This window comes from Aureimonas frigidaquae (assembly GCF_001463905.1).
In the GTDB taxonomy this organism is placed as follows: Bacteria; Pseudomonadota; Alphaproteobacteria; order Rhizobiales; family Rhizobiaceae; genus Aureimonas; species Aureimonas frigidaquae.
In genome coordinates this window covers 477283-491838 of the sequence record NZ_BBWR01000002.1, presented here as the reverse complement: position 1 = coordinate 491838, position 14556 = coordinate 477283, and the positions used below count along the sequence as shown (strand labels likewise).

Annotated in this window: 9 protein-coding genes; 6 read left to right on the top strand and 3 right to left on the bottom strand. The window is 65.5% G+C overall.

Features of this window, described 5'->3' with window-relative positions; all coding sequences use genetic code 11:
- Window positions 1–334: 334 nt before the first annotated feature.
- From AUL30_RS02275 to prfB, 3 genes are all read left to right on the top strand, one after another.
- Complete coding sequence (locus AUL30_RS02275; RefSeq protein WP_062226201.1) at window positions 335–1525, top strand: N-acetylmuramoyl-L-alanine amidase; 1191 nt, start codon at window positions 335–337, stop codon at window positions 1523–1525.
- 232 nt (window positions 1526–1757) lie between these two features.
- Window positions 1758–4169, top strand: a complete 2412-nt coding sequence (locus AUL30_RS02270; protein WP_062226200.1) for a penicillin-binding protein 1A — start codon at window positions 1758–1760, stop codon at window positions 4167–4169.
- Between the two features lie 87 nt (window positions 4170–4256).
- Window positions 4257–5385, top strand: a protein-coding gene (gene prfB / locus AUL30_RS02265; RefSeq protein ID WP_157069811.1) for a peptide chain release factor 2 whose coding sequence is annotated in 2 segments (ribosomal slippage) — window positions 4257–4325 and window positions 4327–5385 — 1128 coding nt in all. Because the reading frame shifts where the segments join, the coding sequence is not laid out codon by codon here.
- 69 nt (window positions 5386–5454) lie between these two features.
- On the opposite strand, the gene AUL30_RS02260 is transcribed toward prfB, so the two are convergent.
- Window positions 5455–5925 (bottom strand): peroxiredoxin, encoded by a 471-nt coding sequence (locus AUL30_RS02260; RefSeq protein ID WP_062226513.1) that lies wholly within the window; start codon window positions 5923–5925, stop codon window positions 5455–5457.
- A 200-nt stretch (window positions 5926–6125) separates the two neighbouring features.
- Between AUL30_RS02260 and AUL30_RS02255 the strand changes: the two genes are divergently transcribed.
- Complete coding sequence (locus tag AUL30_RS02255; protein ID WP_062226198.1) at window positions 6126–9467, top strand: AsmA-like C-terminal region-containing protein; 3342 nt, start codon at window positions 6126–6128, stop codon at window positions 9465–9467.
- Window positions 9468–9485: 18 nt separating this feature from the next.
- Here AUL30_RS02255 and tyrS read toward each other — a convergent pair whose 3' ends face one another.
- Together tyrS and AUL30_RS02245 are read right to left on the bottom strand one after the other, a co-directional pair.
- Entirely contained in the window at window positions 9486–10727 is a 1242-nt protein-coding gene (tyrS, locus tag AUL30_RS02250) for a tyrosine--tRNA ligase (protein WP_062226197.1), read from the bottom strand.
- Window positions 10728–10788: 61 nt separating this feature from the next.
- Window positions 10789–11463 carry an alpha/beta hydrolase gene (locus tag AUL30_RS02245; RefSeq protein ID WP_062226196.1) on the bottom strand — a complete coding sequence of 225 codons (675 nt, stop codon included), beginning with the start codon at window positions 11461–11463 and terminating at the stop codon, window positions 10789–10791.
- Window positions 11464–11629: 166 nt separating this feature from the next.
- Between AUL30_RS02245 and AUL30_RS02240 the strand changes: the two genes are divergently transcribed.
- On the top strand, window positions 11630–12868 hold the full coding sequence (locus AUL30_RS02240) for a cysteine desulfurase family protein (protein WP_244490676.1): 1239 nt from the start codon (window positions 11630–11632) through the stop codon (window positions 12866–12868).
- A gap of 158 nt (window positions 12869–13026) precedes the next feature.
- Window positions 13027–14556, top strand: coding sequence for a Fe-S cluster assembly protein SufB (gene sufB / locus AUL30_RS02235; protein ID WP_062226194.1), 1530 nt, complete (start codon window positions 13027–13029; stop codon window positions 14554–14556).

The following is a 14556-nucleotide window of genomic DNA, read 5'->3' as shown; positions in this document are numbered from 1 at the left end:
AAGAAGAGTTGCTGCCTGCACGCGTCCGCGACCTGAAACCTATGTCATATGATCGCCTTGCGACGACCGACGAAATCCGGCGCATCGCACGGGGGTTGGCCGTTCAGCGCCGCATGAGCTACCGACCCGGGCCATGCCGGACGGAAGTGATTTGTTGCGAGACCCGATCGACCGTCGGCGGCTCCTCGAGCCCGTTTCACGCTCCGGACGCCATCTCGGCTCCGGTGTGTCCACGGCACGGCAGGCGCGCCTGTCTAAAAGTCTCATTTTGCTTTTACGGTGCGCCTGCGCCAGAAACAAGAGTTGCAGCCCACGAAAGTGCCAAGCCTGTAAGATGACGAATTTCTGGTCACGCATTCTGTTCCTGCTCGCCGCGCTCATGTGGTTTCAGCCCGGGGCCGGTGCAACCACGGTGATTACATCGGTCCATTATTCCGCCCATGCGCAGGCGGCGAATCTGTCGATCGGCGTGACGGAGGATGTCGCCGTTACCATGCGCCTTCTGGACGGCCCGCCCCGGATCGTCCTGGATTTCCCGGATACGGTGCTGGCAACGCCATTTCCGCCCGTGGAAGGGGGCGCGGTCGTGCGCAATGTGCGCGACGGGCTGGCAGGCGAGGGCCGTTACCGGATCGTGTTCGAAACGGCGCCGGACGTGCTGGCGGGTGTGGAACGGGTCGAGGCGCCGGACGGGCGCCGCATACTGAACTTCGAGTTGCGTCCAGTGGATCCGTCCGCCTATGCCGAGGCGATGCGGGCCGACGCTGCCGCGCGCAGCCAGGACCGTGTCCTCGAGGCGCCGCAACGCAGCCGGCAGGCCTGGCGCGTGGTGATCGACCCCGGGCATGGCGGCATCGACAATGGCGCGACGGGCGTGACCGGCGTTCACGAGAAGGACATCAACCTCGCCTTTGCCCGCGCCCTGCAAGCAGCCCTGGCCACGCAGGGAGATGTCGACCCCGTTCTGACGCGGGACGCCGACATCTTCGTTCCGCTGGCGCGGCGGGTGCAGATCGCCAGCGATCAGGGGGCGGACCTTTTCGTGTCCATCCATGCCGATTCCATTGCCTACGATACGATCCGCGGCGCCACCGTCTACACGCTTTCGGATGTCGCATCGGACAAGCTTGCGGGCGAAGTGGCCGATTCCGAAAACGCAGCCGACCGGTTCGCCGGCCCCGAATGGCAAAACGACACGCCGGAGATCCATGGCATTCTGGTGGATCTGATGCGGCGCGAAAACGAAGCATTTTCAACTGCCTTTGCAGGAATGCTCGTCGATGACCTGAAAGCGGGAGGGATCGGGTTGATCAACAATCCGCATCGCTCGGCGGGTTTCCGCGTGCTGCGCGCGCCGGACGTTCCCTCCGTTCTGTTCGAGCTCGGCTACCTTTCGAACGTCAAGGACGAGACGCTCGTCCAGTCCGGTGAATGGCAGGGCAAAGTCGCTGATCTGGCGGCCCGTGCCATCCTGCGGTTTCTGGAGGGGCGGGGGCCGGCCTGGGGCGTAGGCAAGCCCGATTGAGCGCCTGAACCGGGCGCGGCGAAGGCCAGACCGTCGCATCTTGGCCGCAACCTATGGTAAAGTTTGCGGAAACGGGGCGCGGCCTGTCGCAACATGGGCTCGCCTCATTTATAAGCCATCGACATGACGAGCTTCCGTGCGGCCGACAGGCGAGCCGGCTGGCGGCCTGGGACAAACGGGGACGGTACGGCGCAGGCCAGAACGGGGCCGGTCGATCGCGAGGCATGAGCAAATGGTAAGGCTGATCGGCTACTTCTTCGGCATCGGTGCCGTCTTCGCGCTCATCGTCGCGGGCGCATTGGCCATCTATGTCGGCCGCATGAGCTCCGGCCTTCCCGATTATCAGGTCCTGGCGCAGTACGAGCCGCCGGTGACGACGCGCATCCACGCCGACGACGGCAGCCTGATGGCCGAATATGCCCGCCAGCGGCGCCTGTTCCTGCCGATCCAGGCGATCCCCCAGCGCGTCAAGGACGCCTTCCTGTCGGCCGAGGACAAGAGTTTCTACGAGCATCCCGGCATCGATATCGAGGGCATTGCGCGCGCCGCCCTGGTGCTGGTGCGCGGCGGCCCGATGCAGGGCGGCTCGACCATCACGCAGCAGGTTGCCAAGAACTTCCTCCTGACCAATGAGCGCTCCGTCGAGCGCAAGGTCAAGGAAGCCATTCTGGCGCTGCGCATCGAGCAGGCCTATTCCAAGGACCGCATCCTCGAACTCTACCTGAACGAAATCTATCTCGGCATGGGCGCTTACGGCGTGGCCGCGGCCTCGCTCGCCTATTTCGACAAGTCCGTCACCGAGCTCGAGATCCACGAGGCCGCCTATCTGGCGGCCTTGCCCAAGGCCCCTGAAAACTACAATCCCTTCCGCAACCCGGATGCCGCGCTCGGGCGCCGCAACTGGGTCATCGCCCGCATGGCCGAGAACGGGGAGATCACCCGTGAGCAGGCCGAGGCGGAGTCGGCCAAGCCGCTCGACGTCAATCCCCGCCCGACGGGCACTTACCTGGCTTCCGCCGAGTATTTCACCGAGGAAGTCCGGCGCCAGATCATCGCAAGCTATGGTGTCGACGCCCTTTATGAGGGCGGGCTGTCGGTTCGCACCACGCTCGATCCGCAAATGCAGCTCTTCGCGCGCCGTGCCCTGCAGCACGCGCTCGTCGCCTACGACCAGCGTAAGGGCTGGCGCGGGCCGGTGGGTACGGTGGAGCTGGCAGGCGACTGGGGCGTGGCCGTGGGCGCGGTGCAGGCTTTCTCGGACGTGCCGGAATGGCGCCTGGCGGTCATTCTGGCCACGAGCGGCGATAGCATGACCGTCGGGCTGCAGCCCCGCCGGGCCGTATCCGGCCGCCTCGGCGACGAGCGGGAGGTGGTCGACCTTGCGGCGGCGGATATGCGCTGGGCGCTCGGCCGCCGCTCCGTGGGCGATGCCTTCAAGCCGGGTGAGGTCGTCTATGTGGAAGCCAAGCCGGACGCTTCGGGCTATGTGCTGCGCCAGCCGCCCAAGGTCGAAGGCGCGCTGGTGGCGATGGATCCGCATACGGGCCGCGTGAAGGCGATGGTCGGCGGCTTCTCCTATTCGGAATCGGAGTTCAACCGCGCGACGCAGGCGCTGCGCCAGCCGGGATCCTCCTTCAAGCCCATCGTCTATGCCGCCGCGCTCGACAATGGCTATACGCCGGCCTCCGTCGTGCTGGACGCGCCCATTTCCATCCCGGACGGGATGGGCAATGTCTGGGAGCCCAAGAATTACGGCGGCAACTATGCCGGCCCGTCCACGCTGCGGCTCGGCATCGAACGGAGCCGCAACCTGATGACAGTGCGCCTGGCGCAGGACATGGGGATGGACCTCGTGGCCGAGTATGCGCAGCGCTTCGGCGTCTACGATCGGATGGGGCGCTACCTGCCCATGGCGCTCGGCTCGGGCGAGACGACCGTCATGCGCATGGTGTCGGCCTATTCGGTCATGGCCAATGGCGGCCGCAGCATCGAGCCTTCGCTGATCGACCGCATCCAGGACCGCTACGGCCATACGGTCTATCGCCACGACAACCGCCGCTGCGACAATTGCAACGCGCAGAGCTGGGACAACCAGCCGGAGCCGGAGCTCGTCGATACACGCGAGCAGGTGCTCGACCCGATGACCGCCTACCAGATCACCTCCATGATGGAAGGTGTCGTCCAGCATGGCACCGCGACATCCGTGTCCAAGCTCGGCCGTCCGGTGGCCGGCAAGACGGGCACCACCAACGATGTGAAGGACGCCTGGTTCGTGGGCTATACGCCCGACCTCGTGACCGGCGTCTATATCGGCTACGACAACCCGTCCACGCTGGGCGACAGCAATACGGGCGGAAGCTTGGCGGCGCCGATCTTCACCGAGTTCATGACGGATGCCGTCAAGGACATGCCGGTGGCCGATTTCCGCATTCCCGACGGCATGACGCAGGTGGCCGTGGATCGCCGCACCGGCATGGCCGCGCCGGGCGGCGGGGCCGGCACGGTCCTGGAGGCCTTCAAGCCCGGCACCGGCCCGTCCGATGTCTACAGCGTTATCGGCGACGGGCAGTCCGGCACGCCCGCGCCCGGGGTCTCGCAGCGTGCGCAGGAAGCCATCGTGACCGGCCAGGGCGGCCTGTTCTAGGACGCAGGCGTCCCGCCTTTACAGCCATGCGCGGCGTGCCTATGGTCCGCCGCGTTTCCATTCGAACCGTGAAGTGAGGATTGCGGCGTGCGAGCCGAAATCGAATCCATTGTCGACGAAATCAAGCAGGCCGTAAGCCTGCTGAGGAGGCATCTTTGACTGGGACCAGTCCGTCAAGAGCCTGGAGCAACTGAACGCCAAGGCGGAAGATCCGTCCATCTGGGACAATCCCCAGGAGGCACAGAAGCTGATGAAGGAGCGTCAGCGCCTCGACGATGCCATCTCGGGCATCCGCAGGCTCGAACAGGCGCTGTCCGATAACATCGAGCTCATCGCCATGGGCGAGGACGAGGGCGATCCGTCCATCGTCGAGGAAGCCGAGCGTGCGATCCGCGGATTGAAGGGCGAGGTCGCCCAGCGGGAGATCGAGACGCTCCTGTCGGGCGAGGCCGATTCCAACGATACCTATCTGGAAGTGCATTCCGGCGCCGGTGGGACCGAGAGCCAGGACTGGGCGTCCATGCTCCTGCGCATGTATATGCGCTGGGGCGAGCGCGCCCGCATGAAGGTCGAGGTGCTGGAAGAGAATTCCGGCGAAGAGGCCGGCATCAAGTCCGCGACCATCGTCCTGAAGGGGCACAATGCCTATGGGCGCATGAAGGTCGAATCCGGCGTGCACCGCCTGGTCCGCATCTCTCCCTATGACAGCCAGGCGCGCCGTCATACCTCCTTCGCGTCGGTCTGGGTCTATCCCGTTGTCGACGATTCGATCGAGGTGGACGTGTCGGAAGCCGATGTGCGGATCGATACCTACCGCGCCTCCGGCGCCGGCGGCCAGCACGTCAACACGACCGACTCGGCGGTTCGCATCACCCACCTGGCCACGGGCATCGTGGTCCAGTGCCAGAGCGAGCGTTCGCAGCACAAGAACCGCGCCACGGCGTGGAACATGCTGCGGGCCCGTCTCTATGAGGAAGAGCTCAAAAAGCGCGAGGAAAAGGCCAATGCGGCCGCCGCCTCCAAGACCGAGATCGGCTGGGGCCACCAGATCCGCTCCTACGTTCTGCAGCCCTACCAGTTGGTGAAGGACCTGCGCACGGGCGTGGAACATACCACGCCGCAGGAGGTGCTGGACGGGGACCTGGACGACTTCATCCAGGCCGCCCTGGCACATCGCGTCTTCGGCGGGGACGTCACGGTCGAGGATGTCGACTGAGCTTACCCATCGACTGGCAGACACAGGAAGGCCCGCCCCAGCCCGGGGCGGGCCTTGTCGTATCGAGCGTCAGGCAAGGGCGCGGGCGGCTTCCAGAACCTCGGCCGCGTGCCCCTGGACGGAGACTTTCGGCCAGGCTTTGACGAGCTTTCCCTGCGCGTCGAACAGGAGCGTGGCGCGTTGCACGCCCATCTTGCGCACGCCGAATGTCTGCTTTTCCACCCACAGTCCGAGCGGCGCGATCAAACGGTGTTCCTCGTCCGACAGGAGGGGGACGGTCAGGCCGCGCTTGTCGCGGAACTTGCAATGGGAGGCGACGGGATCGGGCGACACGCCGTAGACCGCGACACCCGCGCGGGTGAACTCCGGCAGAAGCGCGGAAAAATCCAGAGCCTCGACCGTGCAGCCGGGCGTATCGTTCTTGGGGTAGAAGTACAGGACGAAGGGCTGCCCGCGTAGGGCGCCGGGTGTCACCAGCTTTCCATCGGCATCCGGCAGCGAGAAGTCGGGGCAATCCTGTCCTGCGGCAATCGCGACCATGGTCCAGCCATCCTTTCGGCTCATTGCGATGGGACAGGCAAATAACGCATTCTCCGGCGACGCGGTATGGTATCAGGCGGGAAGGGGAAGATTTCAAACCCGTTCCGGCAATCCGGGGGACTTGGTTTTTAGATGAGCACAGCGCCGCTCCCTTCCGCTGCGGGCCGAGCCAACCCTGTCACCCACGCGTGTCTGCCCGCATGCGGCTGATGCGGCGTGGACTGGCGCTTCTGGCGCTCCTCCTTCTGATTGCACTGATCGTCGTGGGCGGGGGCGCGTTCTTCCTGCTCGGCACCGAAGCCGGCCAGGCCGTCGTGCGGGCACGCGCCGAAGGCGCGCTGGCGCGCCTGATGGGGCCGCGCTTCGTGACCCGCCTGGGGGATCAAAGCTACGAACTGCGCCGCGACGGATCGCTTGCCGTGACCTGGAGCGATGTCGGCCTGGCGCCCCGGGACCGGCCGGAGGCAGAGACGGTCATCGATCATTTCGGGGTGGCGATCCGCCTCGTGCCGCTGGTTTCCGGCGGGTTGGAGTTCGGCCGCTTCGAAGTGTCGGGCGCGCGGATCGACCTCGATTCCCTCATCCTGCCGCGTCCCACGGACAGTGCCGCCCAGCCGCCGAGCACCACCCCCGTCGCGAGCGGCCCGGACACGCTGCTCGGCCGCAGCATTGGCGGCCTGATCCAGAATGCCGAGCGTCACGTTGGGGTTCTGCGCAATTTCCACTTCGATACGTTGGAGTTCACCGATATCTCCATCGTCGGCATTCCACAACTGGACGGCCCGGGGGAAGACTTGCACGTGGCGCGGGCGGAACTGCGCCGGAGCGAGTCGGGCGGCCTCGATCTTGTCACCGCGATCGATGTATCGGGGATGCCCGTGACCCTGTCGGGGCAGGCGCGCTTCTCGGACGAGACCGGCCGCCTGGATCATATGGAGCTGCGGTCCGGACAGCTCCAACTGCGCGATGTCGCCCCGCCGGGTGACGAAGCCGATCCGCTGGACGAACGCCCATTCGGCACCGACATTCCCTTCGATCTGCGCCTCGACCTTGCGCGCAAGGCGGATGACGGCCCCATGAGCGCCGAACTGACGGTGAATGCCGGGGCAGGCGCATTGCAGCTCGGCACCAACCACACGCGCCTGAAATCCGCGCGGCTTGCCCTGCGCTACCGAAGCGATACCGAGAACGTCACCATCCTGCCCAGCCCCTTCGCCTTCCGCGATGTCGCCTTCACCTTAAGCGGAACCGTGAGCGCCGCGCCGTCCGGAAGCGGCACCGCGCTCGACCGGCTCGCCTTCGATCTGGACGTACCGGATCTGCGATCGACGGTGGGGTCAGGCGCGGAGCGCACCGGCACGCTCGCCCTGGCAGGGACCTTCGATCCCGCCGCGCGGCTTCTGCGGCTCGACGAGGCTTCGCTGGCAACGCAGGCCGGCAGCCTGACGGCAGAGGCGCAGTTCGGCTATGGTGCGCCGGACTCCAAGGCGCAGCTCGACGTGACGGCTTCCAACCTGTCGGCCGCAAGCATCAAGGCATTCTGGCCCTTCAACATTGCCGGTCGCGCCCGGCGCTGGGTGCTCGATCATATGGGCGATGCGGCAAAGGTGCGCACCGGCGCAATCCGGATCGACACCCGCCGCGACCGGCTGGATGCTGCCTTCGGTAAGCTCGGCCTGCCGCGGGACGACGAATTCGGAATCGATCTCGACATTTACGGCGCCGACCTCAAGACCGTCGGCGCCCTGCCGCCCCTTTACGCAGCCAACGGGCGCCTGGAAACGCGCGGGGACGAGACGCGGGTGACCGTCGATACGGCCCAGGTCCAGGGGCTCGAAACGGTGCGGCTGAGCGATTCCACCGTCACCCTGTTCAAGCCGACAACCGGCTACCGCCGCGACCTGATGATCGACCTTGCCATCAATGCCAGGGGCGATGTGCCCCAGATCCTCGACATCGCCGCACGCGATCCGCTGAACGCCCTACGCCGGCTCGACATCGATCCGAAGAAGGCGACTGGGACGGGCTCTGTCGCCGCACAGGCGAGCCTGCGGGTCGGCCGCTACATCGAGCCGGAGGACCAGGTTCTCGATTGGGGCGTGACGGCGCATCTGGACAAGGCGAATCCCGGCTCCCCGATCGAAGGCCGCAATCTTGAGGCCATGACGGGAGACCTGTCCATCCGCCCCGGCCGCGTGGAGGGCAAGCTGTCGGCCCTGATGGATTCCATCCCGACCGAATTGGCGCTGACCATTCCCTTCGGCAACGATCCGGGCGTGGCGCGCCGCATCGACGCGGCGCTCGCCATGAACGAGGAGCGCCTCGCCAAGCTGGTGCCGGGGCTGGATGGCATTGTCAAAGGCGAGTTTGCGCTGAATGCGCGGATCGCCGACGGGCCGACGCATCTCGACGCCGACCTGACCCAGGCGGCAATCCAGATCCCGACCATCGCCTGGAGCAAGGGCAAGGGCGTTGCTGCGCGGCTCGAGCTGGACCTTCAACCCGATGGGCAGGCGACGAAGCTCAGCAACATCACGCTGAAGGGGGACGGCTTTTCCGCGGCGGGAACGGCCGTCACGGATGGGCAGGGCCTGCGCTCGGCGGCTTTGACGCAATTGGCGCTCAACCAGGGCGATGATGCAAAGCTGACCGCACGCCGGACCGATAACGGCTACGCCATCGATATCAAAGGCTCCAAGTTCGATGCGCGCCCCATCCTGCAGGATATGAAGAGCACGGCCGGGCAGGATCGCAGCGGCAAGCGCGCGCGTGGAAGCCTGGACGTGGTCGCCAATATCGACAGTCTCGGCGGGTTCAACGGCGTTGCCATGCAGCGCTTTGCCATGAACTACGCCAGCCGCAGCGGCCGCCTCGTCGGGCTGTCCATTTCCGGCGTGGCGGGCGAAGGGCAGGTCGCCGGCGATCTGTCGAAGCGCGACGGACTGGATGCGATCAGCCTGAGCAGTGCCAATACCGGCGCGCTGCTGGCCTTCTCCGGCCTTTACGCGAACATGAAGGGCGGACGCGCCCTTCTGGAACTGTCGGGAACGGCGGATCGCGGCTATGTCGGCCGGCTGCGCATGCTCGATTTCACGCTGGTCGACGAGCCACGGCTGGAGCGGATCGTGGGATCGACGCCCGTGCAGGGCAAGGCAAGCCTGGCACAGGCTGTGGGTAAGGACTTGCGCACCAGCCAGGCCTATTTCGACCAGGCCTCGGCCGATCTGTCCTACCGCGACGGCGCCCTGCGCGTGGCCAACGGGATCGTCCGCGGGCCGGTCTTCGGTTCGAGCTTCGACGGGCAGATCTACGACCGGGACAGCCGCATCGATATTTCCGGGTCCTTCATGCCGGCCTATGGCATCAACCGCGTCTTCGGCGCGCTGCCACTGGTCGGGCAGATTCTCGGCAATGGCAACGAGGGCGGGCTGATCGGCATCACCTACCGGCTGGCCGGCCCGTTCGGCGCGCCGACGCTGACGGTCAACCCGATCTCGCTGATCGCGCCGGGTATCTTCCGTCAGATCTTCGCCTACGAATAGGTCTGGCGCTTCGGGCTCTCAGGCGGGCCGGACGAGGACGTGCTTCTTGCGCCCGACCGACAGCTTGAGAACGCCATCGCGCAGGTCCCCATCCTTGAACTGCGCGCGATCGTCGGTGAGTGCCGCATCGTTCACGCGCACGGCGCCGCCCTGGATGTGGCGGCGGGCCTCGCCGTTCGAGCCGGCAAGGCCAGCCTGCACCAGAAGCGTCAGAATGCCGACGCCAGCCGCGAGCTCGGCCGCGGGGACGGTGATGGACGGCAGATTGTCGGCAAGCGCCCCGTCCTCGAAGGTCGTGCGGGCGGTCTCCTGCGCTTCCAGCGCGGCGGCCCGACCATGGCAGAGCGCCGTGACCTCCGTGGCCAGGACCTTCTTGGCCTCGTTGATCTCCGAGCCGCCGAGCGCGGCCAGACGGGCGATCTCGTCCATCGGCAGTTCGGTGAAGAGCTTGAGGAAGCGGCCGACATCACCGTCTTCCGTATTGCGCCAGTACTGCCAGAATTCGTAGGGGCTCTTCATCTCCGCGTTCAGCCAGACGGCGCCGCCGGCCGTCTTGCCCATCTTGGCCCCCGACGCGGTGGTCAGCAGCGGCGAGGTGAGTGCGAAGACCTCTCCATCGGCGGTCCGCCGCGTCAGCTCGATGCCGTTGACGATGTTGCCCCACTGGTCCGACCCGCCCATCTGCAGGCGGCAGCCGTAACGGCGGTACAGTTCCACAAAGTCGTAGGCCTGCAGGATCATGTAGTTGAATTCGAGGAAGGAGAGGGACTGGTCCCGATCCAGCCGCTGCTTCACGCTCTCGAAGCTCAACATGCGATTGACGGAGAAGTGACGCCCGTAATCGCGCAGGAAATCGATGTATTGGAGCTCGTCCAGCCACTCGGCATTGTTGACCATGCGCGCCGGGCCGGAGAAATCCAGATATTTGGCAAAGACGCCCTGGATGCCTTCCAGGTTGCGGGCAATGCCCGCGGCGTCGAGCAACGGGCGCTGATCGTCGCGGAAGCTCGGATCGCCGATCCGGGTCGTGCCGCCGCCCATCAGCGCAATGGGCCGTCCGCCGGTCTTTTCCAGCCAGCGCAGCATCATGATCTGCAGGAGGTGGCCGACATGGAGCGAGGGTGCCGTCGCATCGTAGCCGATATAGGCGGTCAGCCCGCCCGCAGCCGCAACCGCATCAAGGCCCGAAAGGTCCGAACCCTGATAGATGAACCCGCGCTCGGACAGCGTGTTCAGGAAATCGGACTTGTATGCGCTCATGGCTTGCATTCCAGGCAGTTGGTCAGGATGGAGACGGGGCGGCGTTCTTCTGCCGCAGGCGTTACTTCAGGCGCTTGGGGCGGGCGTCGGCCAGTTCGCCGGCCAGGCGCCGGTCCAGATAGTCGGAGCATTCGCCCATCAGGACGTCGGCATGCTCACTGAAGAAGTGGTTGGCGCCGGGGATCGTCTTCTGGGTGATGACGATGCCCTTCTGCGCCTTCAGCTTGTCGACCAGACCCTGCACATCCTTGGGCGGCGCCACGCGGTCCTTGTCGCCATGGATGATCAGGCCGGAGGAGGGGCAGGGCGCAAGGAAGGAGAAGTCATAGCTGTTGGGCTGCGGCGCGATGGACATGAAACCCTCGATCTCGGGCCGGCGCATCAGGAGCTGCATGCCGATCCAGGAGCCGAAGGAATAGCCCGCGACCCAGCAGTTCTTGGAATCGGGATGGAGGGTCTGCACCCAGTCCAGCGCGGCGGCCGCGTCGGACAACTCGCCCGAGCCGTGATCGAACTCTCCCTGGCTCCGCCCGATGCCGCGAAAGTTGAAGCGCAGGACCGTGAAGCCGCGCTGCTGGAACATATAGAAGAGGTTGTAGACGATCTGATTGTTCATCGTTCCGCCGAAGCGCGGATGCGGATGCAGCACGATGGCGATCGGCGCGTTCTTTTCCTTCGCGGCCTGATAGCGGCCTTCGAGGCGACCTGCGGGACCGTTGAAAATGACTTCGGGCATGGTATGTCGATATCCTATCGATCGGGCGTCGCGGTTCGGGCAGCGCCTTGACGGAGGAAACGCGGCCTCTTAGGTTCCAAAAAGCTAGAATTATTCAAAACTGCCTGGATCCTCTCGGATGCGCTATGTAGTCCGTCCGAGAGCGCAAATTCAAGGATTTTGCGACTTGGCAGTCGCTCAGCGGCTCATGGGGCCCTCGGGAATGATCGGTCGGTCACAACGCACCTATCTGGACCATAATGCCACGGCGCCTGTGCTGCCGGCGGTGCGCGATGCCGTGATGGACGCGCTGGGCCGCGTCGGCAATCCGTCCTCGGTCCATGCGGAAGGCCGTGCGGCCAAGGCGCTTCTGGACAAGGCCCGCGACAGCGTCGCCATGCTGGCGGGCGTATCGCCCGATGGGGTCGTCTTCACCAGCGGTGCAACGGAAGCGGCGGCAACGGCCTTGTCGCCGCACTGGCTGCGCGGTGGCCGGGAGGTGCGCGTCGAACGGCTCGCCGTTCTGGACACGGATCATCCCTGCATACGGGGCGGCGAGCGTTTCGACGCGCAGGGCGTGACACGCCTCGGCGTGGACGCGGACGGGCAAATGCTCCAGTCTGCGCTGGAGGCGTGGCTTCAGGACCTGGCCGGGCAGCCTGGCCTCCTCGCTTTGTGCTGGGCCAACAGTGAAACCGGGGTCGTCCAGGACATGGCGGCCATTCGGAGCAGCCTTGCGGGTCATGACGTGCTTCTGGTGGCCGACGCGGTGCAGATGGCCGGGCGCCTGCCCATCGAGCTCGAAAGTTGCGGGATCGACGCGGCGGTCCTGTCAGCCCACAAGTTCGGCGGGCCCAAGGGCATCGGCGCGCTCATCCTGCGGGACGAAGACACGCGGCCCTTTGCCATGATGGTCGGCGGCGGCCAGGAGCGCGGGCGGCGCGGCGGCACGGAAAGCCTGCCGCTGATCGCCGGCTTCGGCGCCGCGGCGCAGATCGCGGCCGAGCAAGCCTCCGGGGCCGACGGCGCCGGATGGGCGTCCACGCAGCGCCTGCGGGACAGTCTGGAAACGGCGCTCCTGGCCATGGCGCCGGATCTGCGCATCCTGGGGGCGGGGGCCTTGCGCCTGCCCAATACGACGGCCTTTACCCATCCCGCCATGCGTGCCGAAACCCTGCAGATCGCCTTCGACCTTCAGGGAATCGCTCTGTCGGCGGGTTCAGCCTGTTCCTCCGGCAAGATCGGCGCCAGCCATGTCCTGGCGGCGATGGTCGCGGGCGGGTATGTGGCGGACCCGGCGCTCGGCGCCTTGCGCATCAGCCTCGGGCCCGATACCGAGGCGGGCGAGATCGAAACCTTCTGCCGCGTTGCCAAGGGCTTGATCGGCCGTTTGGCCGCTGCGTCACCGCGGAGTGACGCGGCCTGATACCTGCAATCCATGCGGGTCTATGCACAAAACAGGAATCTGCTATTCAAGTTTTTTGCAGGGATCACTATTTGAACGGTTATAAACTACCGCTATAGGCATGGCACACGAAACGCCGTCCACCGGGCCTTGACCCCGGCGAGTATGGAGATACGAGAATGCCAGCAGTTCAGGAAACCATCGATCAGGTTCGCCGGATCGATGTCGACCAGTACAAGTACGGCTTCGAAACGAAGATCGAGATGGACCTCGCCCCCAAGGGGCTGAACGAGGACATCATCCGGTTCATTTCGCAGAAAAAGGACGAGCCCCAATGGATGCTCGACTGGCGTCTGCGGGCCTATGAGCGCTGGCAGACCATGGAGAGCCCAGGCTGGGCGCGGCTGGACTATCCGGAGATCGATTTCCAGGATCTTCATTATTACGCGGCGCCCAAGTCCATGTCCGGCCCGAACTCCCTGGACGAGGTGGATCCCGAAATCCTGCGGACCTACGAGAAGCTCGGCATCCCCTTGAAGGAGCAGGAGATCCTGGCCGGCGTCCGCCGTGCGGACGAGCCGTCCACCCTGGACGAGGAAACGGGCGAGGCGACCGAGGCCGGCTACGGCCGCAAGGTGGCCGTGGACGCGGTCTTCGATTCCGTTTCGGTTGCCACGACCTTCCGCAAGGAGCTGGAGAAGGCCGGCGTGATCTTCATGCCCATCTCCGAGGCGGTGCGCGAGCATCCGGAGCTGATCCAGAAATATCTCGGTACCGTGGTCCCGGTCGGCGATAATTTCTTCGCGGCGCTGAACTCGGCCGTCTTCACGGACGGCTCCTTCGTCTACGTGCCTCCGGGCGTGCGCTGCCCGATGGAGCTGTCGACCTATTTCCGCATCAACGAGCGCAATACCGGCCAGTTCGAGCGGACGCTGATCATCGCCGACAAGGGCGCCTACGTGTCCTATCTGGAAGGCTGCACCGCGCCCCAGCGCGACGAGAACCAGCTTCACGCAGCCGTGGTCGAGCTGATCGCGCTCGACGATGCCGAGATCAAGTATTCCACGGTCCAGAACTGGTACCCGGGCGACAAGGACGGCAAGGGCGGCATCTACAACTTCGTCACCAAGCGTGGCGACTGCCGGGGCGCCAACTCGCGCATTTCCTGGACGCAGGTGGAGACGGGATCGGCCATCACCTGGAAGTACCCGTCCTGCATCCTGCGGGGCGATAATTCGCGCGGGGAGTTCTACTCGATCGCCGTGTCGAACGGACATCAGCAGATCGATTCCGGCACGAAGATGATCCATATTGGCCGCAACACGTCGAGCCGCATCATCTCCAAGGGCATTTCGGCCGGCCAGTCGAACAACACCTATCGCGGCCAGGTCTCGGCTTTGCGCAAGGCGGCCAATGCGCGCAACTTCACACAGTGCGACTCGCTCCTGATCGGCGAAGAGTGCGGCGCGCATACGGTCCCCTATATCGAGGCGCGCAACGCGACGGCGCAGTTCGAGCATGAGGCGACGACCTCGAAGATCTCAGAGGATCAGCTCTTCTACTGCACGCAGCGCGGCATCCCGGAAGAGGAAGCCGTGGCGCTGATCGTCAACGGCTTCGTCAAGGACGTCATCCAGCAGCTCCCCATGGAGTTCGCGGTGGAGGCCCAGAAGCTCATCGGCATCAGCCTGGAAGGCAGCGTCGGTTGA

Coding starts and splice junctions, on each gene's coding strand:
- AUL30_RS02275 (WP_062226201.1), top strand. CDS start 335: ATGACGAATTTCTGGTCACGCATTCTGTTCCTGCTCGCCGCGCTCATG.
- AUL30_RS02270 (WP_062226200.1), top strand. CDS start 1,758: ATGGTAAGGCTGATCGGCTACTTCTTCGGCATCGGTGCCGTCTTCGCG.
- AUL30_RS02260 (WP_062226513.1), bottom strand. CDS start 5,925: ATGGTCGCGATTGCCGCAGGACAGGATTGCCCCGACTTCTCGCTGCCG.
- AUL30_RS02255 (WP_062226198.1), top strand. CDS start 6,126: ATGCGGCTGATGCGGCGTGGACTGGCGCTTCTGGCGCTCCTCCTTCTG.
- tyrS (WP_062226197.1), bottom strand. CDS start 10,727: ATGAGCGCATACAAGTCCGATTTCCTGAACACGCTGTCCGAGCGCGGG.
- AUL30_RS02245 (WP_062226196.1), bottom strand. CDS start 11,463: ATGCCCGAAGTCATTTTCAACGGTCCCGCAGGTCGCCTCGAAGGCCGC.
- sufB (WP_062226194.1), top strand. CDS start 13,027: ATGCCAGCAGTTCAGGAAACCATCGATCAGGTTCGCCGGATCGATGTC.